We start from the raw sequence: 26,267 nt of genomic DNA, 5'->3' as shown, positions 1-26,267 counted from the left end.
ATTTGGCACTCGACATCCTTAACGTGAAATACGCACGATCCATGCCCCTGAGCCAAAACGGTGAACTCAGGGACTTTCCACAGTTGAGCCACCTTTAAAACGTTTGTTACATCAGGGACAGGATTTATTACGTAAAACGTGGGGAATGCCGCGTTATTCACAAAATAAATGCACAGAGGTGGTGCAAGTCGGGTAGAAGGGTGCCTAATGCAGGTTGTTTTTGCGGGATTTTTTCGTGAGGAGTGGTGCGAGGGGCCTTTTGATTGTTGCAGCAAAGGCGTTTAATCATTTTGTTTATGCGTGACTGAAAAGGGCAGCCCCGGTCTTGGCAAGAGACCGGGGCTGCTTCGTTTCAACTCAGTGTTGGCCGCGTACCAGAATCGATTCATCGATTTGTGCAATCGACGTGACCCCGGTCAGCGTCATCGCCACGCGCATCTCCTTGGCGAAGATATCCAGCAGGTTCTCCACGCCACGCTGCCCGTCAGCGGCCAGTGCGTAAGCCTGGGCACGGCCCAGCAACACGCCCTTGGCGCCCAGCGCGAGCATGCGCACCACGTCCAGCCCCGAGCGTACGCCGGAGTCCACCAGCACCGTCAGGTCGCTGCCCACGGCTTGTACGATAGGTGCCAGCGCCTTGGCCGTGGACAGCACACCGTCCAGTTGGCGGCCGCCGTGGTTGGAGACGACGATGCCGTCGGCGCCAAAGCTCACTGCGTCCTTGGCATCCTGGGGATCGAGGATGCCTTTGATGATCATCGGGCCTTTCCAGAACTCGCGGATCCACTCCAGGTCTTTCCAACTGATGGACGGGTCGAAGTTGTTGGCCAGCCAGCCGATGTAGTCCTTCAACTGCGTGGGCTTGCCCAGGTATTTGGAGATGTTGCCCAGGTCGTGGGGGCGCCCCAGCAGGCCCACATCGAAGGCCCAGGCCGGTTTGGTCATGGCCTGCAGGATTTGGCGTTGCGGCCCGTAGGCGCCGGACATCCCCGAATGGGCGTCGCGATAACGCGCGCCGGGGGTGGGCATGTCGACGGTGAACACGAGGTTTTTCACCCCGGCGGCCTGGGCTCGCTCCAGGGCATTTTTCATGAAACCGCGATCTTTCAGCACATACAGCTGAAACCAGATGGATTGCGCGCTCTGGGACGCCACTTCCTCGATCGGGCACACAGACACCGTCGACAGGCAAAACGGAATGCCCTTGTTCGCTGCCGCCTTCGCCGCCTGGACTTCACCGCGCCGGGCAAACATGCCGGTCAGGCCCACCGGACTGAGGACCACCGGCATCGCCAAGGGCTGGTCGAACAGCGTGGTTTCAAGGCTCAGGCTTTCGACGTTACGCAGGATGCGCTGGCGCAGGCTGATATCGGACAGGTCCGAACTGTTGGCCCTGAGGGTGTGTTCGGCGTAGGCACCGCCGTCGATGTAGTCGAACAGGAAACGCGGCAGTTTGCGGCGGGCGGCTTCGCGGTAATCCGATGCGGACGAAATGATCATGAACAGTGATGCCCCGAGTGAAGAAAAACGGTGGGGTGAGCATAGACAAAGGCCTTTCATGGTAAAAACAACTTTTTCAACTTGATTCAAGTCGCAAATGGAATACTCATGAACCTTCGCACGTTGTTGGCCTTTGTCGAAGTGGTGCGCCAGGGCAGCTTCTCACAGGCGGCCGAGGTGGTTTCGCTCACTCAGTCTACCGTCAGTAAGGCGGTCAAGACCCTGGAAGATGAGTTGGGCACGCCGCTGTTCAATCGCATCGGCCACAAGAGCGAGCTGACGGCCGCTGGCGAAATTGCCTATCGTCGCGCGCTGGTGTTGCTGGCCGAGCGCAGTGACCTGGTGGCCGAGATCAACGACCTGCTGGGGCTCAAGCGCGGTGTATTGCGCATTGGTTTGCCGCCGGTGGGCAGTGGCGTGCTGTTTGCGGCGATGTTTGCGTTGTATCGACAGCGTTATCCGGAGATCGAGATCGAGCTGATCGAGCACGGCAGCAAGAAGCTGGGCGAATGCCTGGAAGCCGGGGAGGTGGACCTGGCCGCGTTGCTGGTACCCGTGGCGGGTGAATTTGAATATCAGGATGTCCGCGTCGAGCCGCTGATGGTGGTGATGCCGATCGACCATCCATTGGCCGGGCGCAAAAGCGTCGATTTTTCCGATCTGGCCGACTCGCCCTTCATTCTGTTCGAAGCCGGGTTTGCGCTTAACCGGATTATTCTCACGGCCTGCGAGCGCAGAGGCGTAGTCCCACGCGTCACCGCCCGCAGCGCCCAGATCGACTTTATCGTCGACCTGGTGGCCGCAGGCTTGGGGGTCGCGTTTTTGCCGAGCATGCTGGCTTACAAACACCTGCATGCCGGTATTGCCCTGATCCAGCTGGACGAGCCCCAGACCGATTGGCACATCGCCCTGGCCTGGCGGCGACAGGCGCATCTGCCCCCGGCAGCGCGGGCCTGGCTGGACTTGGCCCTGGAGATGGGCAATGTTCCAGACAGCGCGGCCCAGCCTGCGGTTTAGCCTTGAGCGATCAGGGTCAGGCGACTCTTGACGACTTTTTGCAGCAGCAGGGCCAGGGCCTCGGTGGAGTACGGCTTCTGCAGCAAGACAAAACGGCTGGCCTCTTCCTGAGCGATACGCGCGTACTCGTCGTTGTAGCCAGTGGTGAGCACCACCGGCAGCCACGGATACAGGGCCTCGATTGCGTCCAGCAACTCCAGGCCGCTCATGCCGGGCATGGAGATGTCGGAGAACACCACCTGGAAGCTTTCCGGGTTGGGTGCCAGGGCGTCCAGCGCGCTGTTGGCATCCGGCACCCAGAGGACGTGAAAGCCCATCTGTTCCAGGGTTTGCGAGGTATACAGGCCGACATCGGCGTTGTCCTCGACCATCAGCACGCACAAGCTTGAGACGATGGGCGTGGCGCTGGTGTCTTGAAGAACCGGTAGGGTACTTGGCTCGACCTTGGGCAGGTACAGGGTGAACTGGCTGCCAGTGCCGCACTCGCTCTGCACCAGGATTTCACCGCCCGACTGCTTGGCGAAGCCGTACACCTGGGACAAACCCAAACCGGTGCCCTGGCCGATGCCCTTGGTGGTGTAGAAGGGCTCAAAGATCGCGTCGAGTTTTTCCGGCGGGATACCCGAGCCGGTGTCGGCCAGCTCGATGGTCACGTATTCGGCGACGCGTACCGGATGAGCGCGAACCGAAGGCAACCAGGTTGCCGTCGAAACGGTGATCGTCAAATGCCCATGACCGGCCATGGCGTCCCGGGCGTTGACCACCATATTGACCAGCGCGGTATCGAACTGGCTTTCATCGGCGTTGATAAAGCAGGCGTCGTCAGGCACCTGGATGCTGACCTTCACCCGTGAACCGGTCAAGCTGTCCATCATCTCGCCCACTCGCTTCACACTTTCGCCGACGTTGAACACTTCTGGCCGCAAGGCCTGGCGGCGAGCGAATGTGAGCAACTGGGCGGTCAGGCGGGCTGCGCGGTCGACGGTGCTGGCGATGGCTTCCACGTATTTCACGCGCCGCGCCTCGCTGAGGGCGGGCGGCTTGAGCAAGTCGGCGCAGGACTTGATCACCGTCAGCAGGTTATTGAAGTCATGTGCGACACCGCCAGTCAGCTGGCCGATGGCTTCCAGTTTCTGCGACTGGCGCCGGGCATCTTCCGACAGGCGCAAGGCTTCCTTGGCTTCTTCCTCGGCCTGGATGTCGCGGCCCACCGCATGGATGTAGTCGCTGTCGGGCACGGCCGTCCAGGCGATCATGCGGTAGCTGCCGTCCTGGTGACGGTAACGGTTCTTGAAGTTGGGGAAGTTCTTGCCATCCCCCAGGCGGCTGACCGCCGAGGATGAGACGGCCAGGTCGTCGGGGTGAACCAGGGCCAGCAATTGGCTGCCCACCAGGTCGTGTTCGGTGTGGCCGAGCATGCGTGTCCAGGCCGGGTTCACGGCGGAGATCACACCATCGAGTTGCGCCACCAGCATCAGGTCCGGCGACAGGCGCCAGATACGGTCGCGGTCGCGGGTGCGTTCGATCACCCGCTGTTCCAGGGACTCGTTGAGTTTGCGCAGGGACTCTTCGGCTTCGCGCAGGGGCGTGATGTCCCGGGACACGCAGAGGATTTTTTCCGGCAGGCCGTTACTGCCCATGATCGGGCTGACGTTCACGTGCCACCATTTCAGGTTGCCGGCCAGGGTGTTGGCGGCGCCGACAAAGCTGGCGTTGCGCCCGGCCTTGGCGGCCTCTACGGCGGCCTTGGCGTCGAGATTGCCCTGGTCCTGCCAGAAGTCCGGCCAGGGGCAGCCGCGAATCGCATTGAAGTCGCTGACTTCCATGATCTGCTTGCCGCCTTCGCTCATGAAGGTCAGACGGGCGTCCAAGTCCAGCACCTTGATGCAGTCATTGATGCTGGCAAGCACGCGCTCAGTGAAGGCTTCACTGTGAGTGAGGCCCGCGGCGGACAAATCACTCTCGCCAGATTCAGGTGGGCTATTTGTATCGGAGCCCTTCCCGATAGTGCTATTCATTTGAGTGCGGCCGCGCGTGTTAAATGGCCGCCATCATGTCATTACGACACCTATACCACCAGCGACTTGACACTTATTCGGTGACCACCGCTCGCCATGCTGCAAGCGGAAGGACCAGGGTTAAAACCCATCAGTCATAGTGGGGTTTTCGGGTCTGAATAAGTGCTGGGAAAACCGTCGAAGTCTTTGAAAAAGCTAAGATTGTCGGACAGTTTCTCCCATGAAAAACTCTTCATAATTTGCCCGCTCGAAGATTGGTAGCTTCCTCTCGCTGCCCAATAATTCGAGTTCTAATAATGAATAAAAAACTCTTCAAGAGCGCTTTGGCGCTGTCGATTTCGCTCGCCTCCACTTCCCTGCTTGCGGGTGGTTTCGCCCTCAATGAACAAAGCATCAGTTCAATGGGTACCGGTTACGCCGGGCGCTCCTCTTCCGCCGATGATGCCAGCACGGTGTACGGCAACCCGGCCGGCATGGCCCGCCTCAAGCAGAATGAAGTGAGTATCGGGGCGACCTACCTGGATGCCAGTTCGAATATCAAGAATGCCAGCTCCTCGCAATTGGGTGCCAACAACCCCGGCACCGACAAGGGCGACATGGTGCCGGGCATTGCCGTACCGATGGGCTACCTGGTGACGCCGATTGATGAACACTGGGCGTTCGGCCTGGGGATCTACGCGCCGTTTGGCCTGGAAACCGACTATGAGCGCAGCTTTCAGGGCAATGGCTTTGGCAATAAAAGCGAGATCAAGGTCATTACCGTCCAGCCGACGGTCAGTTATGCCTTCAACGACAAGGTCTCGGTGGGTTTCGGTCCTACCTTCAACCGGATCTCGGGTGAACTGGATTCCAACGTGCCGCTCGGGGGTGGCGCCGGCGAGAAGGTCAAGGTCAAGGGGGACGACACCGCCACCGGTTTCAATGCCGGTATCCTGGTGCAGCCGCTGGAAAGCACGCGCATCGGCCTGACTTATCACTCGCAAGTGGTCTACCACCTCAGCGGCAAGACCAACGCTTCCGGCCTGATTTCCGATGCCTTTGATGGCGGCCCGCAACGCTATGACGCCAGCCTCAATGTCACCACACCCTCGTCGGTGGACTTCTCGGTTACCCATCAACTGAACGATGACTGGACCTTGTACCTGGGCAGCACTTACACGCGCTGGAGCCAGTTGAAGAAGATCACCATCAACAACGACGGTGTGTCCGCTTTGGCCGCCCAGTTCGGCGGTTTGAATTCAATCACCGAACAGCAGAACTGGCATGACACCTGGTCCCACGCCATTGGCGCGGCGTATCGGGTCAACAAGCAACTGGTGCTGCGTACCGGGTTCTCGGTGGACCAGACGCCAACCAACAACACCGACCGTTCCGTGCGGATTCCGACGGGTGACCGCACCGTATTCAGCCTCGGTGCCGGGTGGACGCCAATCGAAAACGTAACCTTTGACGTGGCTTATTCCTACCTCAAGGAAGAACCGATCAAGGTCCGTCAGAGCCAGCCGGCCTTGGGCCTGACCTACGACGCCAAGTATGAAAACAGCGCCAACGGTTTTGGTGGTTCGGTCACTTACCGCTTCTGATGCACTGGAAAAGGGCAAAGAGTCATTTTTCTGACATGGCTCTTTGCTAGCAATTGTATCAATCGTGCTACCAAACCCTGCCTGCCTTGGCTAAATTAGGTGCAATCCAGCTCAAGACAGGGATCGTCATGACTACGCTTTCGCCGATAAGCTCCGCCATTCCCCTTATCAATCGACCCGCCGTTACGCCACCAGCAACGCTGACGTCAGAAACGGACGCCACTGCCGTGCGTCCTTCCTCGGTGGTCAGCCTTGGCAATGTCACCGTGGAGGTTCAAGCCGAGACCTATTCCCGTAACGGCCAATTGCCCGGCCATGGGTCGATCAACGCCTGGGAAAGTGACCGCTACGATGCGGTCACTAAAGCGATCAACACGAATTTCTACGCGCTGCCCAGAGGCACTGGCTTCAGCGGCCTGGGCGCTACCCTGATCGAGCAATTTGCGAAGAGCGGTACCGACATTTCCCAGTCGGCGCTGAGCACCACCTCGTCCAAGACCCAAAGCCCCGACGAGCTCAAGATTCAACAGGCGCTGCTGCACAGCAAGGCAGACAACCTGGTCAGCCTCACCGTCAAAACGGCCAGCGGCAAGACCGTCACCTTCAGCCTGGCCAGCCAGTCCGGTGGCCTGGCCGCGCAGGCCAAGGTGGACGGCGGCACCCTCAGCGCCGCCGAGCTCAAGGAAGTCGCCAAGTTGGGCGAAGCCTTCCAGGGGGCTATCGACGGCCTGACCGCCCAGCCGCCGAAACTCGAGCTGAGCAAGCTGACGCAGTTTGATTCCAGTGTGTTGTCCTCGGTGGACCTCAGCGGTAAATTGAAAGTACGCAATGCTGAGGACCTCACCCTTGCATTCCATGCGGACAGCCAGAGCCGTACGACCCGCATGAGTGGCCCGGCGGGGGACGTGAATCTCTCGGTCGACCTGAAAAACGCCGGCATCATCGGTGACGCCAAGCAACAGGCCATCGCGCTGAAAAGCTACCTGGCCCAGTTCGACAAGGCCCAGGCGCGAGGCAAAGCGGATGCTGAGCTGATGGCCATGTTCAAGGCTGCGTTTACCGCCATGAACAGCAACTACCCACAGGGCGTCAAAGCCCCTGCGGCGCTGACCCGGAGCGCGGCGGATCAAGGCCTGCTGACGGGCTTGGCCGACTTCAAGGCATCCATCACCCAGGCCGCCAAGTCCACTAACCCCGGACGCCTGGGAGAAACCGACACCTTTGCCTATGACGTCTCCCAGAAGACGCGCGTGGGTGGCAATGATATTTTGAATCGCACGATCCAGCAGGCCCAGCAATCAAGTCTCAAAGCCAGTTTTCATTTGGGGCTCGACGGTGGGAAGGCGCCGGATCTCGGCACCCGGCGCGCGTCGCAGAACTACCTCTATGTGCAGGTCGATGACAAGGCCAGCAGCGCGGCGAATATCACCTATAAGGATGGCTTCCTGACCAACGCCTCCGTGGACCAAAGCGCCAGCCAGAACACTCGCACCCAGCGCTATGAAATGGGGATATTGGTTAAAGACAGCGTGGCGCCGAACCAGGCCAGCAGCCATCGCGACTACCGGGTGTTGCTGGAGTATGCGGCGCGGGAAGGCAAGAAGGCCCAGGGCGCCGATGAAACCATCCTGAAGGATGCGCTGGCGAACATGCATCAGTGGGTGTTGCTGCAAGACGACCCCACCGTTTTGCCCCGTTAATCCGATCGTTGTCAAAAAGGGAAACCCCTGGCCGGGTTTCCCTTTTTTATGCCTCGCCGGATCCCAGATTAGGCTTTTGAAACCATTCGATATTCTGTAGCCTTGCGCAGCTTCACCGTGCTTGATGAACACAATCACTTCGTCCGGCGGCGCCCGAAGGGCTCCAGAGCCGGTGGTACACTCGACTTTCGCGCAACTGCGCCTGCAGGTCTTGCGAACATGACGCAAATTTCCGAACGCCTTCTGGTCCAAGCCCACCTCGACGCCAAGCAGCCCAAGGTGCTGAGCGCCGAAGAAGAGGCGGGCTACCGTGCCGCCATCGCCGCCGAGCTCAAGGCTCAAGACGCGGTGCTGGTGGCGCACTTCTACTGCGACCCGGTGATTCAGGCCCTGGCCGAAGAAACCGGTGGCTGTGTCTCCGACTCCCTGGAAATGGCCCGCTTCGGCGCGGCGCACCCGGCCAAGACCGTATTGGTGGCGGGCGTGCGCTTCATGGGCGAGACGGCCAAGATCCTCACCCCTGAAAAACGCATCCTGATGCCAACCCTGGAAGCCACGTGCTCCCTGGACCTTGGCTGCCCGGTGGATGAGTTCTCGGCGTTCTGTGACCAGCACCCCGAGCGCACGGTGGTGGTTTATGCCAACACGTCGGCGGCGGTGAAGGCCCGGGCTGATTGGGTGGTCACCTCCAGTTGTGCGTTGGAGATTGTCGAAAGCCTGATGGATAACGGCGAGACCATTATCTGGGGGCCGGACAAGCATCTGGGTACCTATATCCAGCGCCAGACGGGGGCGGACATGCTGCTGTGGGACGGTGCGTGCATCGTGCACGAGGAGTTCAAGTCCAAGCAGTTGGAGGACATGAAGGCGTTGTACCCGGACGCAGCGATTCTGGTGCACCCGGAGTCGCCGACGTCGGTGATCGAGTTGGCGGATGCGGTGGGGTCGACCAGCCAGTTGATCGCGGCAGCGCAGCGGTTGCCGAACAAGACGTTTATCGTGGCTACCGATCGGGGCATCTTCTACAAGATGCAGCAGCTGTGCCCGGACAAGGTGTTTGTCGAGGCGCCGACGGCAGGGAATGGGGCGGCGTGTCGCAGTTGTGCGCATTGTCCCTGGATGGCGATGAATACCCTGGAGCGCACGCTGCAGTGTTTGCGTGAGGGGAGTAATGAGATTTTTGTTGAGCCTTCGGTGATTCCGCAGGCGGTTAGGCCGCTGAAGCGGATGTTGGATTTTACTCAGGCGGCTCGGTTGAGGTTGGCGGGGAATGCCTGATTTGCGGTGGGTTGGTTTGTGTACATATCCGTTGCTGCGGTAACGGCGGCTTAGGGTTCCGCTCTTACAGCGGGTCACTTTTGGCAAACGCCCGGAATGCCGGCCCAGCCAAAAGTAACCAAAAGGTCTTTGCCCCACCACTCGGTGCCTCGCCTAGGCTCGGCATGCCCGCACTCCGGCCCGGCTCCGCGGGCCGCCGCGATGGGCCATCCCTGGCCCAGCGCGGCTAAACCGGCGTCCTGCCGGTTTACCCGCTCCACCGTGCCTACTTGCGGCCATCGTGGTTAACGGGGCCCGCAGATCAAAATCAAAAGCAGATCAAAAGCAGAGCACAGCGGCCTCCCGGCCGGCTTGAGTGTTAAAAGCAAAAGCAAAGACCAGAGCGAAAACAGATCTGCTTTTCTGTGGGAGCTGGCTTGCCTGCGATGCAGACAACTCGGTCTTCCAGATGCACCCAGTTGATGCTATCGCAGGCAAGCCAGCTCCCACATTTGACCGTGCCCGCTTTAGATTTTGATTTTGCTCTTCAACACTCAAGCCGGCCGGTAGGCCGCTGTGCTTTTGCTTTTGATCTTGATCTTAGGCGCCCCGTTAAACCACGCTGGCCGAACGCAGGCTTTGGAGCGTGGGTAACCCGGCAGGACGCCGGGTTAGCCGTCCTGGGCCAGGGATGGCCCATGACGGCGGCCCACGGTCCAAAGCCGGAGTGAGGGCACACCGAGCATTAGCGAGGTGCCGAGTGGTGGGGCAAGAGCGTTTTGCTTACTTTTGCGCTTTTCAAAAGTGAGCCGCTGTAAGAGCGGAACCATAAGCGGCCATCACCGCAGCAACGGATATGCCCCCAATCTAAAAACCTACTTCTTTTTCTTCGGAACCCGCACCAACTGCGTGTCGGAGTAGATGTCGTGCCAGCCACGCTTCTGCTTGTCGAACAACGACCAGATAAACCCAAGCCCCAGACACAACCACGAAGCAATCGACACCACAAACCGCAACAACGCCTGCCACAGACTAATCCGCGACCCATCAGCGTTCTGCACCCGCACCCCCCACACCTGCATCCCCAGGGTCTGCCCCGAATGCGTCCAAAACTTGGCAAAAAACCCAAACAACACAAAAAACAAAATCGTCGACAACAGCGGATCACCATCCAGCGCGCCAGACTCAGACAGCGCCCGTAACTTGGCCTCCCCGACAAACCCCATCCACACCAGCTTGTAGATAAAGGCCGTGACGATCAGCAGGGCCGTGCACAACAGGAAGTCATAGAACATCGCTGCCAGACGACGGCCCAGGCCTACGGCGGGAAACTCGCCTTGGGGGCTCAGCAGGTGTTTCGACATGGCATGGCTCTCGGCAGGAAAAAAGCCATTTTACGGAAGAACGCCCATAAAAAAGCCCCTGATGTCATATCAGGGGCTTTTTGTCGCAGCAAGGATCAGCCTTCTGCTTGTACTTCGTCGGCTTGCATGCCTTTTTGGCCTTGCACCGCGATGAAGGTCACTTTCTGGCCTTCTTTCAGGCTTTTGAAGCCGTTGCCCTGAATAGCGCGGAAGTGGACGAACAGATCCGGACCGCTTTCTGGAGTGATAAAACCAAACCCTTTTTCGTCGTTAAACCACTTGACGGTACCGCTCTGACGATTCGACATTTCTTATTTCCTTGACGCTAAAAATTAATGACAGCCCCTTTCACATGAAAGAGTACTGGGCTGGGTTGCAGGAAAGTAAGAGACGTCGAACGGGTTGTAGCAAACTTTGGCTACTGCCCAGGTCCAGGTTCCAAGCGACCCATGCAAACACAGTGGGCAAACTCTACGACAACTAAGACAGAAAAAACAAGCCCCGGGAAAAGCCCAGGTTTTGCTCGGCTTTATTACAGTTCTGTTCACAATGTGGAACGTCTTTATTCGATAGAATTCGTCACTTGTTATAGGTGACGGTACATAACATTGACTATCGACAGTGCACTTTAATGTGGCGGTTGCGTTACAGATTAGTGCACGTTAACGCAACCGCGTTACTTATAGGAACAGTCAATCAACCACGGTAGTAACGTTGTGGCACGAATGGCATTTTACTTACACGAAGTGGCACCTTTTTCCCACGTACCAAGGCAGACACTTCGGTATCCAGTGCGATGAACGCGCTGTCCAGGTAACCCATGGCGAGCGGGCCACCCAGGCTCGGGCCAAAACCGCCGCTGCAGACGCTGCCGATCACGGTGCCGTGTTCGTCGACGATTTCTGCGCCTTCACGCACCGGTGTCCGCTCCTGCGGCAACAGGCCCACGCGTTTGCGGCTTACACCGGTTTGTTGCTGGGTGAAGATTTCGTCGGCACCCGGGAAGCCGCCGGCACGTGCGCCATCCGCGCGACGGGCCTTGGAAATTGCCCACAACAGGCTGGCTTCAATCGGTGTGGTCTCGGTGTTCATGTCATGGCCATAGAGGCACAGGCCGGCTTCCAGGCGCAGGGAGTCGCGAGCGCCCAGGCCGATGGCCTGCACTTCGGTTTCGGCCAGCAGGCTGCGGGCCAGGGCTTCGGCACTGGCGGCCGGCACCGAGATTTCGAAGCCGTCTTCGCCGGTATAGCCCGAACGGCTGACGTAACAGTCCACACCCAGCAGGCGGGTCGGTGCGAATTGCATGAAGGTCATGTGCTTGACCTCTGGCGCCAGGCGCGCCAGCACGCTGACGGCGGCCGGGCCTTGCAGGGCCAGCAGGGCGCGTTCCTCGAACAGCGGCTCGATGGTGCACTGGTCACCGATGTGCTGGCGCAGGTGGGCCAGGTCCTGGTCCTTGCAGGCGGCGTTGACCACCAGGAACAGTTCGTCGTTACCCAGGTTGGCGACCATCAGGTCGTCCAGGATGCCACCTTGCTCGTTGGTGAACATCGCGTAACGCTGCATGCCCACCGGCAGGTCGATGATGTCCACCGGCACCAGGGTTTCCAGGGCTTTTGCGGCACCGGCGCCGGTCAGGCGGATCTGGCCCATGTGCGACACATCGAACAACCCGGCCTGTTCACGGGTGTGCAGGTGTTCCTTCATCACGCCCAGCGGGTATTGCACCGGCATGTCGTAGCCGGCGAAGGGCACCATGCGCGCGCCCAGCTCGATGTGCAGGGCGTGCAATGGGGTTTTCAACAGGGTTTCGGTGGACATATTCAGCTCCTGAAAAACGTGCGGACGCGCGGGTGGGCGTCAGCACTCGATAATGTTGACCGCCAAACCGCCACGGGCGGTTTCCTTGTATTTGCTTTTCATGTCGGCGCCGGTCTGGCGCATGGTGCGGATGACCTTGTCGAGGGACACGAAGTGTTGCCCGTCGCCGCGCAGGGCCATGCGCACCGCATTGATGGCCTTGACCGAACCCATGGCGTTGCGCTCGATGCAGGGCACCTGCACCAAGCCGCCGATGGGGTCGCAGGTCAGGCCGAGGTTGTGTTCCATGCCGATCTCGGCGGCGTTCTCCACCTGGGAAACCGTACCGCCCAACACTTCGCACAGGGCGCCGGCGGCCATGGAGCAGGCCACGCCGACTTCCCCCTGGCAGCCGACTTCGGCGCCGGAGATCGAGGCGTTTTCCTTGTACAGAATGCCGATGGCCGCGGCGGTGAGCAGGAAACGCACCACGCCGTCTTCGCTGGCCCCTGGGATAAAGCGCATGTAGTAGTGCAACACCGCCGGCACAATCCCGGCTGCACCGTTGGTGGGCGCAGTCACCACGCGCCCGCCATTGGCGTTTTCTTCGTTGACCGCCAGGGCGTACAGGTTGACCCAATCCAGTACCGACAACGGGTCACGCAGCGCCGATTCCGGGTGCTTGCACAGTTGGCGATGCAGCGCGGCGGCGCGGCGCTTGACCTTCAGGCCGCCGGGCAAAATCCCTTCGTTGCGACAGCCCGCGTCCACGCAGTCCTGCATCACCTGCCAGATTTTCAGCAGGCCGGCGCGGGTTTCCGCTTCCGGGCGCCAGGCGCTTTCATTGGTCAGCATCACCTGGCTGATGGACAGCCCATAGGTGGCGCAATGGCCGAGCAAGTCCTTGGCACTTTTGAACGGGAAGGTCAGTGGGGTGGCGTCTTCGACGATACGGTCGTGGCCGGCGGCATCTTCATCCACCACAAATCCGCCGCCCACCGAGTAGTACTCGCGGCTGCGAATCTGCAGGCCGGCGGCGTCGAAAGCGCGGAAGATCATGCCGTTGGGATGATAGGGCAGGGGTTTGCGAATCATCGCCAGGTGTTCTTTCTCATTGAACGCAATGCTGTGTTCGCCGAGCAGGTTCAAGCGTGCGTTGCCGCGAATTTCCAACAGGCGGGCGGCAACGGTTTCAGTGTTCACAGTGTCCGGGAGTTCGCCTTCCAGGCCCAGCAATACAGCCTTGTCACTGCCGTGGCCTTTGCCGGTGGCGCCGAGTGAGCCGTAGAGTTCCACCTTGATGCAGGTGGTGGCGCCCAACAGGTTGTCGCGCTTCAGTCCCTCGACGAATCGAGCGGCAGCGCGCATCGGGCCGACGGTGTGGGAGCTGGAGGGGCCGATGCCAATCTTGAACAGGTCGAACACGCTTAAAGACATGGTTGTTCTCCGGTTTCTTATTATTTATCGGATGTACTCGGTCCAATTGTGGGAGCGGGCTTGCTCGCGAAAGCGGTGGGTCAGTCACCAGATGTATCAACTGACACTCCGCATTCGCGAGCAAGCCCGCTCCCACATTAGGTTACGCGTAGCTCTCGATCGACGGGCAAGCGCACACCAAATTGCGATCGCCAAACACGTTGTCGACCCGGCCAACCGGCGGCCAGTACTTGGCTTCGATCAACGACGCCACCGGGTACACCGCTTGCTCGCGGCTGTAGGGGTGGCTCCATTCGCCAACCAGTTCCGCGGCAGTGTGTGGTGCGTTCTTCAGCGGGTTGTCGTCCTTGTCCAGGGCACCGTTTTCCACTGCGCGAATCTCTTCGCGGATGGCGATCATCGCGTCGCAGAAGCGGTCCAGTTCTTCCCGGGATTCGCTTTCGGTCGGCTCGATCATCAGGGTGCCGGCTACCGGGAACGACATGGTCGGGGCGTGGAAACCAAAGTCGATCAGACGCTTGGCCACGTCATCCACGCTGATGCCGCTGCTGTCTTTCAACGGGCGCAGGTCGAGGATGCATTCGTGGGCCACCAGGCCGTTGCTGCCGGTGTACAGCACCGGGTAGTGCTCTTCCAGGCGGCGGGAAATGTAGTTGGCATTCAGGATCGCCAACTGCGAAGCGCGCTTGAGGCCCGCGCCGCCCATCATGCTGATGTACATCCAGGTGATCGGCAGGATGCTCGCGCTGCCGAACGGTGCGGCACAGACCGCGCCTTCCTTGCGTTCCATCGCGGCATGGCCGGGCAGGAACGGCGTCAGGTGGGATTTGACACCAATCGGGCCAACGCCCGGGCCGCCACCACCGTGGGGAATGCAGAAGGTCTTGTGCAGGTTGAGGTGGGACACGTCGCCGCCGAACTTGCCCGGGGCGCACAGGCCGACCATCGCGTTCATGTTGGCGCCGTCGATGTACACCTGGCCGCCGTTGTCGTGAATGATCCCGCAGATTTCGCGGATGCCTTCTTCGAACACGCCGTGGGTGGACGGGTAGGTGATCATCAGCGCGGCGAGGTGTTCGCGGTGCTCGATAGCCTTGGCGCGCAGGTCTTCGATGTCGACGTTACCGCGGGCATCGCACGCGGTGACCACCACGCGCATGCCAGCCATGTTGGCGGTGGCCGGGTTGGTGCCGTGGGCCGACGACGGGATCAGGCAGATGTCGCGGCGCTCTTCGCCACGGCTCTGGTGATAGGCACGGATGGCCAGCAGGCCGGCGTACTCGCCCTGGGAACCGGCGTTCGGTTGCAGGGAGATCGCGTCGTAACCGGTGGCCGCGCAGAGCATGGCTTCCAGTTCGGTGGTCAGTTGCTGGTAGCCGGCGCTTTGCGAGGCGGGGGCGAACGGGTGCAGGGCACCGAACTCGGCCCAGGTGACCGGGATCATTTCGCTGGCGGCATTGAGCTTCATGGTGCAGGAACCCAGCGGGATCATGGTGCGATCCAGGGCCAGGTCCTTGTCGGCCAGCTTGCGCAGGTAGCGCATCAGCTCGGTTTCGGAGTGATAGCGGTTGAACACCGGGTGGCTGAGGATCGGCGACTGGCGCAGCAGCGCGGCCGGCAGGGTGCTTTCAACGCTGGCAGCCAATGCGGCGAAGTCTGGCAGGGCTTTGCCGTCGGCGAACACGCTCCACAGGGTTTCGATATCGGCCTGGGAGGTGGTTTCGTCCACCGACAGGCCAAGGCGTTCGCCATCGACCACGCGCAGGTTGATGCGCTGGGCGCGGGCCTTGTCGTGCAGGGCGGCGGTTTGCGCGCCGGTCTTGAGGGTCAGGGTGTCGAAGAAGTGGGCTTGTTCAACTGCCAGGCCCAATGCGCTCAAGCCTTTGGCGAAGATCGCGGTCAGGTGATGGATGCGGTTGGCAATCTGGGTCAGGCCTTTCGGGCCGTGGTACACGGCGTACATGCTGGCGATGTTGGCCAACAGCACTTGGGCGGTGCAGATGTTGCTGGTGGCTTTCTCGCGGCGGATATGTTGCTCGCGGGTCTGCATGGCCAGGCGCAGGGCCGGCTTGCCGAAACGGTCGACGGACACACCGACCAGACGGCCCGGCATGTCGCGCTTGAACGCATCCTTGGTAGAGAAGTACGCCGCGTGCGGGCCACCGAAGCCCAGCGGCACGCCGAAGCGTTGCGCGCTGCCGATGGCCACGTCGGCGCCGAACTCGCCCGGCGGGGTCAGCAGGGTCAGGGCCAGCAGGTCGGCGGCCACGGCCACCAGTGCGTTGGCGGCGTGGAAACGCTCGGTCAGTTCGCGGTAGTCGAACACGTCACCGTTGCTCGCCGGGTATTGCAGCAGGGCGCCGAAGAAGGCGCTGACGTCGGTCAGTTCACGCTCGTCGCCCACCACTACGTCGATGCCCAGTGGCTCGGCACGGGTGCGCAGTACGTCGAGGGTTTGCGGGTGGCTGTGCACGGAGGCGAAGAACGCGTTGCTGCCTTTGTTCTTGCTCAGGCGTTTGCAGAAGGTCATGGCTTCGGCAGCGGCGGTGGCTTCGTCCAGCAGCGAGGCGTTGGCGATCGGCAGGCCGGTGAGGTCGCTGATCAGCGTCTGGAAGTTCAGCAGCGACTCCAGGCGGCCCTGGGAAATCTCAGGCTGGTAGGGCGTGTAGGCGGTGTACCAGGCCGGATTTTCCAGCAGGTTGCGCAGGATCGGCGACGGCGTGTGGCAGTTGTAGTAGCCCTGGCCGATGTAGGTCTTGAACAGCTCGTTCTTGGCGGCAATCGCCTTGATCGAAGCCAGTGCGTCGGCTTCGCTCAGGCCATCACTCAGGCCCAGCACGGCGGTGCCCTTGATGCTTTCCGGGATCACGCTGGCGCTCAGGGCTTCCAGGGAGTCAAAGCCCAGGGTGGCGAGCATGTGTTGCTCGTCGTCCTGGCGCGGGCCGATGTGGCGGGCAATGAATTCGTTGGCGGTGGTCAGATTAGTCATGGCGCGCTCCTCAGGCTTCAGCGTTGGCTTTGATCAGGCGGTCATACGCATCCTGATCCAACAGCTTAGCTACTGCATCGGCATCAGCCGGTTTAAAGCGGAAGAACCAGCCTTCGCCCATCGGGTCTTCGTTGACCAACTCAGGGCTGCCGTCCAGCTTGTCGTTCACTTCGAGGACTTCGCCGTCCAGCGGCATGTACACGCCGCTGGCTGCCTTGACCGACTCAACGGTGGAGGCTTCTGCGCCCTTGTCGTAGGCCTGCAGTTCAGGCAGTTGCACGAAAACCACATCACCCAGCGCGTTCTGCGCAAAAGCGGTAATGCCCACGGTAACGCTGCCGTCGGCTTCGGCGCGCAGCCATTCGTGATCTTCAGTAAAGCGCAACTCGCTCATGGAAACTCCTCAGGGCCAGATTCGTCTGGTGGACGGGATTGGAATAATGGGGAGTTGCTTAGCAAAATCGCGGCCAATGTTTTTTTATCTTTATAAAACAATTAGTTACTGATTATGGCTGGCGATGTTCGAATGCTGGTTGTAGCGATATCGCTACAGCTGGGCCGTGGAAAAAAAGACTATGAGGATCAAAGCCTTGCATGGCGTCGCCTAAGACGGTGTGTATCGATATCGTTCCGCTGTAGCGCTTTCAGTACAGGTGGACGTCGCTTTTGATATCAACGTTGGAATGCAATCAATGTGGGAACTGGCTTGTCGAAACGTCGCACCGCTGCGATAGCGGTGGGTCAGTCGACACCGCTATCGCAGGCAAGCCAGCTCCCACATTTTCACCGCGTGCAGTCAGTCAGGGCTTGTTGGGAATGCCGTACTTGCGCAAGCGATGGGCGATGGCGGTGTGGGAGGTTTGCAGGCGGCTCGCCAGCTGACGCGTGGACGGATAGCTGGCGTACAGCTTCTCCAGCAACCCGCGCTCGAAGTCTTCCACCGCCTGCTCCAGGCTGTCGACTTCACCGTCGTTCTGGCGCGCCACCGAGGTGCCGGCAATGTCCAGGTCGCCAATATCCACCAGGCTGCTTTCGCAAATGGCCGCGGCGCGGAAGATCACGTTCTGCAATTGCCGCACGTTGCCCGGCCAGCGGTTGCCCAGCAGTGCAGGGTAGGTGCCCGGCGCCAGGCGGCAGACCGGGCGCTGGATCTGCGCGCAGGCCTGCTGCATGAAGTAGCGGGCCAGCAGCAGGATGTCCTGGCCGCGCTCGCGCAGGGGCGGCACTTCGACGTTGAGCACATTGAGGCGGTAGAACAGGTCTTCGCGGAAGGTGCCTTCGCTGACCATTTTTTCCAGGTCGCGGTGGGTGGCGCTGAGGATCCGCACATTGACCTTCACCTCACGGTCGCCGCCTACCCGACGGAAGCTGCCGTCGTTGAGAAACCGCAGCAGCTTGGCCTGCAAGTACGGCGACATCTCGCCGATTTCGTCGAGGAACACCGTGCCCTGGTTCGCCAGTTCCATCAGCCCCGGCTTGCCGCCACGCTGGGCGCCGGTGAATGCGCCGGGGGCGTAGCCGAACAGTTCGCTCTCGGCCAGGTTTTCCGGCAGCGCCGCGCAGTTCAGGGCCAGGAACGGCGCACTGTGCCGCGCGCTGATGGCGTGGCAGGCGCGGGCCACCAGTTCCTTGCCGGTGCCGGTCTCGCCCTGGATCAACAACGGTGCATCCAGCGCCGCCACCCGTTGCGCCCGCGCCTTGAGGGTGCGGATCGCCGGGGACTCGCCCAGCAGCGCGTCGAAACCTTCGGCATGGTCGTGGTGCAGCGCCGAGAGTTGTTCGCCGATGCGGTTGGGTTGGTACAGGGTCAGCAGGGCGCCCGCATCGGTGATCGGCGTGGCGTCCAGCAGCAAGGTCTGGCCGTTGACGCTGATTTCCCGCAGGGCCAGGCGAAAGCCGTGTTCCAGCAGGGTGGCCAGCAGCGTTGGGTCGTCGAACAGTTCGTTGATGCTTTCCCCGGCGGGCTCGCGGCCGTACAAGGCGATCAAGGCCGGGTTGGCCAGGAGGATCTTGCCCGCGCTGTCCAGGGCCAGTACCGGGTCGGTCATGGCGGCGAGCAGGGCGTCGAGTTGCAAGTGCTGGCGTTGGCCGGGGAGGATGTCGACCACGGTCACGGCTTGCACGCCGCGCACGCTGAACAGTGCGTCGCGCAGTTCTTCCAGCACCTCGGCGCTCAAGGTCGGCGCGTCGATGTAGACGTTGGGCGGAACCATTTCCACCGCATCCAGGTTGAGATTGCGCCCACCGAGCAAGGCCAGGACTTCCTGGGTGATGCCGACGCGGTCGATGAAGCTGACGTGGATACGCATGGGGCGGTTAGCGGTTCTGGCGAGCGAGAGGTGGCAAGTATGCCTTGGAGAAGATGGAGATCAAAATGTGGGAGCGGGCTTGCTCGCGAATGCGGTGTATCAGCTGATACATCCGGTGACTGACACACCGCATTCGCGAGCAAGCCCGCTCCCACATTTGATGGTTGGGGCTTGGGAAACCGGGTTATCCGAGGTGTTCGGGTTTGACCGGATCCCCAGGCTTCACATCCAGCTGGTGCCGCACATCCTCAAACATCAAATCGTACTGCTTGTGCATCTGGCCATTGAGCGTCGCGACCTTCGGCATACCGTATTTCTGAGCAATATTCATCGCATGCCGGGCGAAGTCGAACGACTGGTCCTTGGGCAGGAAAAACTCTTCGTTGAGCTCCTTGCCTTGCACCGAGCCGTGCATTTTGAAGAGCATTCCTTTGCCTTCCTTTGGGTCCTGGCTGACTTCGTAGTCGATGCACAGGTTGTAGCTGTAGTCATCCGGGTTCAGCGCGTGGCGTTCGATGTGCAGGTGACCAGGTTCAAAGGTAGCCATAGGCATTTCTCCTCTACTTCACAGGTAGGTGATTCCGGGTTTCGCCGTGCTGATTCGCGTGCCGGCAGTGCCCTGGACAATCGCTTCGATGTCCGAGAGTGAACCGATCACTGCGGTTTTGCCAGTCTGGCGGGCGAACTCGCAGGCGGCCTGGACCTTGGGCCCCATGGAGCCGGCGGCGAAGCCGAGCTTTTCGATTTCGTCCGGGTGCGCCTGGCCGATGGCTTTCTGAGTGGGCTTGCCGAAGTCGATAAACGCGGCATTGACGTCGGTGGCGATCACCAGCAAATCGGCGTCCAGTTGCCCGGCCAGCAAGGATGAGCACAAGTCTTTGTCGATCACCGCTTCAATGCCCTGGAGCTTGCCGTCTTCGCCATACATCGTCGGAATCCCGCCGCCGCCGGCGCAGATTACGATGCTGCCTTTTTCCAGCAGCCACTGGATCGGGCGGATTTCAAAGATCCGCTTCGGCCGTGGGCTGGCCACCACGCGGCGATACTTGTCGCCATCGGGGGCAATCGCCCAGCCTTTTTCGGCGGCGAGTTTTTCCGCTTCGGCCTTGGAGTAGACCGGGCCGATGGGCTTGGTCGGGTTCTGGAAAGCCGGGTCCTTGGCGTCCACTTCGACCTGGGTCAACAGCGTGGCGAACGGCACTTCGAAGTCCAGCAGGTTGCCCAGTTCCTGTTCGATGATGTAGCCGATCATGCCTTCGGTTTCGGCGCCCAGCACGTCCAGTGGGTAGGGCGACACCTGGGTGTAAGCCGCCGCTTGCAGCGACAGCAGGCCCACTTGCGGGCCATTGCCGTGGGCAATCACCAGTTCGTTGCCGCTGTGGATCTTGGCGATCTGTTCGGTGGCGATGCGGATATTGGCCCGTTGATTGTCTGCGGTCATGGGTTCACCACGGCGCAGAAGGGCGTTGCCGCCCAGTGCAACGACGATACGCATAATTCAATCCTTCTAAAATTGAGCGAGGTCTCTCATGAGCAACCCGGTCAATGTGGGAGCTGGCTTGTGTGGGAGCCGGGCTTGCCCGCGATGGCATCACCTCGGTGTATCTGAAATACCGAGGTGTCTGCATCGCAGGCAAGCCAGCTCCCACAAAAGCACTCCCACATTGACTGTGTTGTGGGTTTAGATATCCGCCAACGCCGACACCAGGATCGCCTTGATGGTATGCATGCGATTCTCAGCCTGCTCAAAGGCGATATTGGCCGGGGACTCAAACACTTCTTCGGTCACTTCCACACCGTTGGCCAGGTTCGGATAACGCGCGGCGATGTCCTTGCCGACCTTGGTTTCACTGTTGTGGAACGCCGGCAGGCAGTGCATGAATTTCACCCGTGGGTTGCCCGAGGCCTTCATCATCTTGGCGTTGACCTGGTACGGCAGCAGTTGCTCGATGCGCTCGTCCCACGCTTCCACCGGCTCGCCCATGGACACCCAGATATCGGTGTGGATGAAGTCCACGCCTTTCACCGCTTCCTTCGGGTCTTCGGTGATGGTGATGCGCGCGCCGCTTTCTTCGGCGAATTCCTGGCACTGCTTGATGAAATCAGCATGGGGCCACAGGGCTTTCGGTGCGCCAATGCGCACGTCCATGCCCAGCTTGGCGCCGATCATCAGCAGCGAATTGCCCATGTTGTAACGGGCGTCGCCGAGGTAGGCGTAGCTGATGTCATGCAGCGGCTTGTCACTGTGCTCGCGCATGGTCAGGGTGTCGGCGATCATTTGGGTCGGGTGGAATTCAGCGGTCAGGCCGTTGAACACCGGCACGCCGGCGAACTTGGCCAGTTCTTCGACGATTTCCTGTTCAAAGCCACGGTACTCGATGGCATCGAACATCCGGCCGAGGACGCGGGCGGTGTCTTTCATGCTTTCCTTGTGGCCGATCTGCGACGACACCGGGTCGATGTAGGTGACGTGGGCACCCTGGTCGTGGGCCGCGACTTCGAACGCGCAACGGGTGCGGGTCGAGGTTTTTTCGAAGATCAACGCGATGTTTTTGCCCTTCAGGTGCGGACGCTCGGTGCCGGTGTATTTGGCGCGCTTGAGGTCGCGGGACAGGTCGATCAGGTAGTGCAGTTCGCGGGTGGTGTGATGCATCAGCGACAGCAGGCTGCGGTTGCGCATGTTGAAAGCCATGATGGATCTCCTTAGTAGTCGATTGGGTCGCGAATGATCGGGCAGGTCATGCAGTGGCCGCCGCCACGGCCGCGGCCGAGTTCGCCGGCGCTGATGGTGATGACTTCCACGCCGGCCTTGCGCAGCAGGGTGTTGGTGTAGGTGTTGCGGTCGTAGCCGATCACTACGCCAGGCTCCACGGCCACCACGTTGTTGCCGTCATCCCACTGCTCGCGCTCGGCGGCGAAGCTGTTGCCGCCGGTTTCCACCACGCGCAGGGCCTTGAGGTTCAGGGCGGCGGCGACGGTGTCGAGGAAGTTGGTTTTCTCGCGTTGGATATCGATGCCGCCGGGCTTGGTCTCGTCCGGGCGCAGGGTGAAGGCGACGATCTGGTTGACCACTTCCGGGAAGATCGTGACCAGGTCGCGGTCGCAGAAGCTGAACACGGTGTCGAGGTGCATCGCCGCGCGGGATTTCGGCAGGCCGGCGACAATCACGCGTTCCACGGCTTTGTGCTTGAACAGGTTCAGGGCGAGTTGGCCGATGGCCTGGCGCGAGGAACGCTCGCCCATACCGATCAACACCACGCCGTTACCGATCGGCATCACGTCGCCGCCTTCCAGCGTCGCGTTGCCGTGTTCCTGGTCCGGGTCGCCGTACCACACCTGGAAGTCGGCGTTGGTGAACTCGGGGTGGAATTTGTAGATGGCGCTGGCCAGCAGGGTTTCCTGGCGTCGTGCCGGCCAGTACATCGGGTTCAGCGTCACGCCGCCGTAGATCCAGCAGGTGGTGTCGCGGGTGAACTGGGTGTTGGGCAGCGGCGGCAGAATGAAGCTGGAGTGCCCGAGGAAGTCGCGGAACATCTCGATGGTCTTGCCGCCGAAGCTGCTCGGCAGGTCATCGGCCGACACGCCACCGATCAGGAACTCGGCGACCTTGCGCGGCTCCAGGCTGCGCAGCCACGAGCTGACTTCATTGACCAGCCCCAGGCCGACCTGGTTGGCGGTGATCTTGCGCGCCAGGATCCAGTCCAGCGCTTCGGGGAGGGCGACGATGTCGGTCAGCAGGTTGTGCATTTCCAGCACATCGATGTCGCGCTCGCGCATCTTGGTCACGAAGTCGAAGTGGTCGCGCTTGGCCTGGGCCACCCACAGCACGTCATCGAACAGCAGTTCATCGCAGTTGTTGGGGGTCAGCCGCTGGTGGGCCAAACCTGGGGAGCACACCATGACTTTGCGCAGTTTGCCGGCTTCGGAATGTACGCCGTACTTCACTTTTTCCGTGGTCATTACAGATCCTCCAGTGAACAATAATTACAGGGTCAGGAAGCCGGAGTAGAGGCCATAGCCCGCCACGAGGGCGCCTACGACGACTGCGGCGAAAATCAGCTTCTCGACGTTGGTGAAAATCGGTTTGCCCAGTTCATGCTTGGCCATGGCGAACAGGATCACGCCGGGGGCGTAGAGCAGGGCGGACAGCAACAGGTACTTGGTGCCACCGGCGTACAGCAGCCAGACCGCGTAGATCAACGCGATGGCGCCGATCAGCAGGTCTTTGCGGCGTTCGCCCGGGGCGCTTTCATAGGTTTCACCGCGCACCGCCAGCAGCAGTGCATAGGCCGCCGACCACAGGTAAGGCACCAGGATCATCGAGGTGGCGAGGTAGATCAGCGACAGGTAAGTGCTGGCCGAGAACAGTGTGATCACCAGGAAAATCTGCACCATGGCGTTGGTCAGCCACAGGGCGTTGGCCGGCACGTGGTTGGCGTTTTCCTTACGCAGGAACTCCGGCATGGTGTGGTCCTTGGCGGCGGCGAACATGATCTCCGCGCACAGCAGTACCCACGACAGCAGCGCCCCGAGCAAGGAAATGATCAAGCCGACGCTGATCAGCACCGCGCCCCAGTGACCCACCACATGCTCCAGCACGGCGGCCATCGAAGGGTTCTGCAGCTTGGCCAGTTCCGGTTGGGTCATGATCCCCAGGGACAGCACGTTCACCAGCATCAGGAACAGCAGCACGGTGATAAAACCAATCACGGTGGCCTTACCGACGTCGGAGCGTTTTTCGGCGCGGGACGAGAAGATACTCGCGCCTTCAATGCCGATGAACACCCAGACGGTGACCAGCATCATGTTGCGCACCTGGTTCATCACGCTGCCCAGGTCCGGGTTTTTCACACCCCAGATGTCAGCGGTGAAGATGTCCAGCTTGAACGCGAAGAGCGCGATCAACACGAACAGCACCAGTGGCACTACCTTCGCGACGGTGGTCACCAGGTTGATAAACGCGGCTTCCTTGATCCCGCGCAGTACCAAAAAGTGCACGGCCCACAGCAGCACCGACGCGCCGATCACCGCCGCCGGGGTGTTGCCTTCGCCGAAGATCGGAAAGAAGTAACCGAGGGTGCTGAACAGCAGCACGAAGTAGCCGACGTTGCCCAGCCAGGCGCTGATCCAGTAACCCCAGGCGGATGAGAAACCCATGTAGTCGCCAAACCCGGCCTTGGCGTAGGCGTAGACCCCGCCGTCGAGGTTGGGCTTGCGATTGGCCAGGGTCTGGAACACGAAGGCCAGGGTCAACATGCCCACGGCGGTAATCACCCAACCGATCAATACCGCGCCGACATCGGCGCTGGCCGCCATGTTTTGCGGCAGTGAGAAGATCCCGCCACCAATCATTGAGCCCACGACAAGTGCAACCAGTGCGCCTAATCGAAGTTTTCCGGGAGAATCAGACATCGCATGACTCCAATGCAGGAGAAGAGAGACCACAGAATAAATCCGTGCGCTAATCAAACAGCTGACTCAGATCACTTCATTGGCACATTCCATTGTGAATTAATGACTTATGATGAAAGGTACGGGCGCTCAAGCGCCACGCAGAGGCTCGTTGTAGAGCGCTTCTACGTCTCAAACAGTAGGTTTTCTCATTAGCATGGACGGTTGAAGCTAGTTCTTTTTTTCAGATATGCAAACTTTTTGGAAAGGGTGTGTGCAACGCTTCACTGTTGCGAAAGTTCAATCATTATTTAAATTATAAATTTGTCTGAAGGTTATTTACTGTCATGCCTTTAAGTTATGAGGCGTGAGGGTTTATTCGCTATATCTAATAAACGCTGCTGGCGTTAGATAAATTAGTTGAGTGCACGCTTGTGGCCTCAACCGCTGTTTCTTTATTTCAGGAATATCCATGTCCCACGCGTCAGAAAAGCTTCGCCTCAACGCCTTGATCGCCCTGGTGGTGGGCTCGATGATCGGCGGCGGGATCTTCTCGTTGCCCCAGAACATGGCGGCGCGGGCTGAAGTGGGCGCGGTGTTGATTGGCTGGGGAATTACCGCCGTGGGCATGTTGACCCTGGCCTTCGTGTTCCAGACCTTGGCCAACCGCAAGCCGGAGCTGGATTCCGGGGTCTACGCCTACGCCAAGGCCGGGTTTGGCGACTATATGGGGTTCTCGTCCGCGTGGGGCTACTGGATCAGTGCCTGGATGGGCAACGTCGGTTACTTCGTGTTGCTATTCAGTACCCTGGGCTACTTCTTCCCGGTGTTCGGCCAGGGCAATACCCCGGTGGCCATCGGCTGTGCGTCAGTATTGCTGTGGGCTGTGCATTTTCTGGTGATGCGCGGGATCAAGGAGGCGGCGTTCATCAACCAGATCACCACCGTGGCCAAGATCGTGCCGTTGGTGATGTTTATCGTGATCGCCGCGGTGGCGTTCAAGGCCGACATCTTTACCCGGGATATCTGGGGCCTGAGCAACCCTGAGTTCGGCGGCGTGGTGGACCAGGTGCGCAACATGATGCTGGTCACGGTGTTTGTGTTTATCGGTATCGAGGGCGCCAGCGTCTACTCGGCGCGGGCCGAGAAACGCTCGGACGTGGGGCGGGCCACGGTGATTGGCTTTCTTGGCGTGTTGGCGCTGCTGGTGTTGGTCAACCTGCTGTCCCTTGGGATCATGAGCCAGCCGGAACTGGCCAACCTGCAAAACCCGTCCCTGGCCGGGGTGCTGGAACATATCGTCGGCCCCTGGGGCGCGCTGTTGATCAGCATCGGGCTGGCGGTTTCGCTGCTGGGGGCGTTGCTGTCGTGGGCGTTGCTCTGCGCTGAAATTCTCTATGCCACCGCCCATGACAAGACCATGCCCGCGTTCCTGAAAAAGGAAAACGTCAATCAGGTGCCGGTCAATGCGTTGTGGCTGACCAATGTGATGATCCAGCTGTTTCTGGTGATCACGCTGTTTTCGGAAAGCACCTACACCACCCTGATCTACCTGGCGTCCTCAATGATTTTGGTGCCCTACCTGTGGTCGGCGGCTTATGCGGTGCTGTTGAGCGGGCGCGGTGAAACCTACGAAGGTGCCCATGGCGAACGCTTGAAGGACCTGCTGGTGAGCCTGATCGCTTTGGCTTACGCAGTGTGGCTGCTTTACGCCGGAGGCTTGAAGTACCTGCTGCTGTCGGCGTTGCTGTATGCGCCGGGGGTGATCCTGTTTGCCCTGGCCAAGCGTGAACAGGGCCAGCCCTTGTTTACCCACCTGGAAAAAGGCATTTTCGCCTGCGTGATCGCCGGGGCGAGCCTGGCGGCGTATGGGTTGTACAGCGGGGTGTTGTCGTTGTGAGG

The 26,267-nt window shown here is 60.4% G+C and carries 19 protein-coding genes; 5 read left to right on the top strand and 14 right to left on the bottom strand.

All coding sequences use genetic code 11. From position 1 onward, the window contains the following. Window positions 1–357 precede the first annotated feature (357 nt). The gene (gene lldD / locus LIY45_RS05100; protein WP_017475690.1) at window positions 358–1,500 is read right to left on the bottom strand and encodes an FMN-dependent L-lactate dehydrogenase LldD; all 1,143 of its coding nucleotides are present in this window, start codon (window positions 1,498–1,500) and stop codon (window positions 358–360) included. A 108-nt stretch (window positions 1,501–1,608) separates the two neighbouring features. Here lldD and LIY45_RS05095 point away from each other — a divergent pair, with 108 nt between their 5' ends. Then, a complete protein-coding gene (locus LIY45_RS05095) occupies window positions 1,609–2,517 on the top strand; it encodes a LysR family transcriptional regulator (protein WP_017475691.1) in 909 nt (302 codons plus the stop codon). Here the strand turns inward: LIY45_RS05095 and LIY45_RS05090 are convergent. Continuing rightward, on the bottom strand, window positions 2,514–4,472 hold the full coding sequence (locus tag LIY45_RS05090) for a PAS domain-containing sensor histidine kinase (RefSeq protein WP_226475567.1): 1,959 nt from the start codon (window positions 4,470–4,472) through the stop codon (window positions 2,514–2,516). The genes LIY45_RS05095 and LIY45_RS05090 overlap by 4 nt on opposite strands. Window positions 4,473–4,831: 359 nt before the next feature. Here LIY45_RS05090 and LIY45_RS05085 point away from each other — a divergent pair, with 359 nt between their 5' ends. The 3 genes from LIY45_RS05085 to nadA all read left to right on the top strand — a co-directional run bounded on the left by LIY45_RS05085 (window position 4,832) and on the right by nadA (window position 9,096). After that, entirely contained in the window at window positions 4,832–6,118 is a 1,287-nt protein-coding gene (locus tag LIY45_RS05085) for an outer membrane protein transport protein (protein ID WP_017475693.1), read from the top strand. Window positions 6,119–6,345: 227 nt separating this feature from the next. Then, window positions 6,346–7,818 carry a lactate dehydrogenase gene (locus LIY45_RS05080; protein ID WP_226475566.1) on the top strand — a complete coding sequence of 491 codons (1,473 nt, stop codon included), beginning with the start codon at window positions 6,346–6,348 and terminating at the stop codon, window positions 7,816–7,818. Between the two features lie 219 nt (window positions 7,819–8,037). Next, window positions 8,038–9,096 (top strand): quinolinate synthase NadA, encoded by a 1,059-nt coding sequence (nadA, locus tag LIY45_RS05075; protein ID WP_003209852.1) that lies wholly within the window; start codon window positions 8,038–8,040, stop codon window positions 9,094–9,096. Between the two features lie 854 nt (window positions 9,097–9,950). Here nadA and LIY45_RS05070 read toward each other — a convergent pair. From LIY45_RS05070 to arcD (LIY45_RS05015), 12 genes are all read right to left on the bottom strand, one after another. Continuing rightward, window positions 9,951–10,439, bottom strand: coding sequence for an RDD family protein (locus tag LIY45_RS05070; protein ID WP_017475695.1), 489 nt, complete (start codon window positions 10,437–10,439; stop codon window positions 9,951–9,953). Between the two features lie 95 nt (window positions 10,440–10,534). After that, entirely contained in the window at window positions 10,535–10,747 is a 213-nt protein-coding gene (locus tag LIY45_RS05065) for a cold shock domain-containing protein (RefSeq protein WP_017475696.1), read from the bottom strand. A 388-nt stretch (window positions 10,748–11,135) separates the two neighbouring features. Continuing rightward, on the bottom strand, window positions 11,136–12,260 hold the full coding sequence (gcvT, locus tag LIY45_RS05060) for a glycine cleavage system aminomethyltransferase GcvT (RefSeq protein ID WP_226475565.1): 1,125 nt from the start codon (window positions 12,258–12,260) through the stop codon (window positions 11,136–11,138). A gap of 39 nt (window positions 12,261–12,299) precedes the next feature. Beyond that, a complete protein-coding gene (locus LIY45_RS05055; RefSeq protein ID WP_226475564.1) occupies window positions 12,300–13,676 on the bottom strand; it encodes an L-serine ammonia-lyase in 1,377 nt (458 codons plus the stop codon). A gap of 142 nt (window positions 13,677–13,818) precedes the next feature. Then, window positions 13,819–16,665 carry an aminomethyl-transferring glycine dehydrogenase gene (gene gcvP, locus LIY45_RS05050; protein WP_226475563.1) on the bottom strand — a complete coding sequence of 949 codons (2,847 nt, stop codon included), beginning with the start codon at window positions 16,663–16,665 and terminating at the stop codon, window positions 13,819–13,821. A gap of 10 nt (window positions 16,666–16,675) precedes the next feature. Beyond that, on the bottom strand, window positions 16,676–17,059 hold the full coding sequence (gene gcvH, locus LIY45_RS05045) for a glycine cleavage system protein GcvH (protein WP_005790845.1): 384 nt from the start codon (window positions 17,057–17,059) through the stop codon (window positions 16,676–16,678). Window positions 17,060–17,465: 406 nt separating this feature from the next. Beyond that, on the bottom strand, window positions 17,466–18,974 hold the full coding sequence (locus tag LIY45_RS05040) for a sigma-54-dependent transcriptional regulator (RefSeq protein ID WP_226475562.1): 1,509 nt from the start codon (window positions 18,972–18,974) through the stop codon (window positions 17,466–17,468). A 184-nt stretch (window positions 18,975–19,158) separates the two neighbouring features. Further along, window positions 19,159–19,521: a DUF5064 family protein gene (locus LIY45_RS05035; protein ID WP_226475561.1), complete on the bottom strand. Its 363-nt coding sequence runs from the start codon at window positions 19,519–19,521 to the stop codon at window positions 19,159–19,161. Between the two features lie 18 nt (window positions 19,522–19,539). Beyond that, window positions 19,540–20,469 (bottom strand): carbamate kinase, encoded by a 930-nt coding sequence (gene arcC / locus LIY45_RS05030; protein WP_226475560.1) that lies wholly within the window; start codon window positions 20,467–20,469, stop codon window positions 19,540–19,542. 186 nt (window positions 20,470–20,655) lie between these two features. Next, complete coding sequence (locus LIY45_RS05025) at window positions 20,656–21,666, bottom strand: ornithine carbamoyltransferase (protein ID WP_017475702.1); 1,011 nt, start codon at window positions 21,664–21,666, stop codon at window positions 20,656–20,658. An 11-nt stretch (window positions 21,667–21,677) separates the two neighbouring features. Beyond that, a complete protein-coding gene (arcA, locus tag LIY45_RS05020; RefSeq protein WP_226475559.1) occupies window positions 21,678–22,934 on the bottom strand; it encodes an arginine deiminase in 1,257 nt (418 codons plus the stop codon). Window positions 22,935–22,958: 24 nt separating this feature from the next. Continuing rightward, window positions 22,959–24,386 carry an arginine-ornithine antiporter gene (arcD, locus tag LIY45_RS05015; protein ID WP_226475558.1) on the bottom strand — a complete coding sequence of 476 codons (1,428 nt, stop codon included), beginning with the start codon at window positions 24,384–24,386 and terminating at the stop codon, window positions 22,959–22,961. A gap of 451 nt (window positions 24,387–24,837) precedes the next feature. Here arcD (LIY45_RS05015) and arcD (LIY45_RS05010) point away from each other — a divergent pair, with 451 nt between their 5' ends. Next, window positions 24,838–26,265: an arginine-ornithine antiporter gene (arcD, locus tag LIY45_RS05010; protein ID WP_226475557.1), complete on the top strand. Its 1,428-nt coding sequence runs from the start codon at window positions 24,838–24,840 to the stop codon at window positions 26,263–26,265. Window positions 26,266–26,267: the final 2 nt, after the last annotated feature.

It is taken from the genome of Pseudomonas sp. MWU16-30323, assembly GCF_020515595.1.
Classification (GTDB): domain Bacteria; phylum Pseudomonadota; class Gammaproteobacteria; order Pseudomonadales; family Pseudomonadaceae; genus Aquipseudomonas; species Aquipseudomonas yamanorum.
The sequence above is the reverse complement of the archived record's forward strand: the minus strand, read 5'-3'. Positions and strand labels throughout refer to the sequence as shown.

Bases quoted from the DNA above. Each gene is read 5' to 3' on its own strand.
- LIY45_RS05070 (WP_017475695.1), bottom strand. From the start codon at position 10,439: ATGTCGAAACACCTGCTGAGCCCCCAAGGCGAGTTTCCCGCCGTAGGC.
- nadA (WP_003209852.1), top strand. From the start codon at position 8,038: ATGACGCAAATTTCCGAACGCCTTCTGGTCCAAGCCCACCTCGACGCC.
- LIY45_RS05035 (WP_226475561.1), bottom strand. From the start codon at position 19,521: ATGGCTACCTTTGAACCTGGTCACCTGCACATCGAACGCCACGCGCTG.
- LIY45_RS05095 (WP_017475691.1), top strand. From the start codon at position 1,609: ATGAACCTTCGCACGTTGTTGGCCTTTGTCGAAGTGGTGCGCCAGGGC.
- arcD (WP_226475558.1), bottom strand. From the start codon at position 24,386: ATGTCTGATTCTCCCGGAAAACTTCGATTAGGCGCACTGGTTGCACTT.
- gcvH (WP_005790845.1), bottom strand. From the start codon at position 17,059: ATGAGCGAGTTGCGCTTTACTGAAGATCACGAATGGCTGCGCGCCGAA.
- arcA (WP_226475559.1), bottom strand. From the start codon at position 22,934: ATGACCACGGAAAAAGTGAAGTACGGCGTACATTCCGAAGCCGGCAAA.
- LIY45_RS05065 (WP_017475696.1), bottom strand. From the start codon at position 10,747: ATGTCGAATCGTCAGAGCGGTACCGTCAAGTGGTTTAACGACGAAAAA.
- arcD (WP_226475557.1), top strand. From the start codon at position 24,838: ATGTCCCACGCGTCAGAAAAGCTTCGCCTCAACGCCTTGATCGCCCTG.
- LIY45_RS05055 (WP_226475564.1), bottom strand. From the start codon at position 13,676: ATGTCTTTAAGCGTGTTCGACCTGTTCAAGATTGGCATCGGCCCCTCC.
- LIY45_RS05085 (WP_017475693.1), top strand. From the start codon at position 4,832: ATGAATAAAAAACTCTTCAAGAGCGCTTTGGCGCTGTCGATTTCGCTC.
- lldD (WP_017475690.1), bottom strand. From the start codon at position 1,500: ATGATCATTTCGTCCGCATCGGATTACCGCGAAGCCGCCCGCCGCAAA.
- LIY45_RS05040 (WP_226475562.1), bottom strand. From the start codon at position 18,974: ATGCGTATCCACGTCAGCTTCATCGACCGCGTCGGCATCACCCAGGAA.
- arcC (WP_226475560.1), bottom strand. From the start codon at position 20,469: ATGCGTATCGTCGTTGCACTGGGCGGCAACGCCCTTCTGCGCCGTGGT.
- LIY45_RS05025 (WP_017475702.1), bottom strand. From the start codon at position 21,666: ATGGCTTTCAACATGCGCAACCGCAGCCTGCTGTCGCTGATGCATCAC.
- gcvP (WP_226475563.1), bottom strand. From the start codon at position 16,665: ATGACTAATCTGACCACCGCCAACGAATTCATTGCCCGCCACATCGGC.
- gcvT (WP_226475565.1), bottom strand. From the start codon at position 12,260: ATGTCCACCGAAACCCTGTTGAAAACCCCATTGCACGCCCTGCACATC.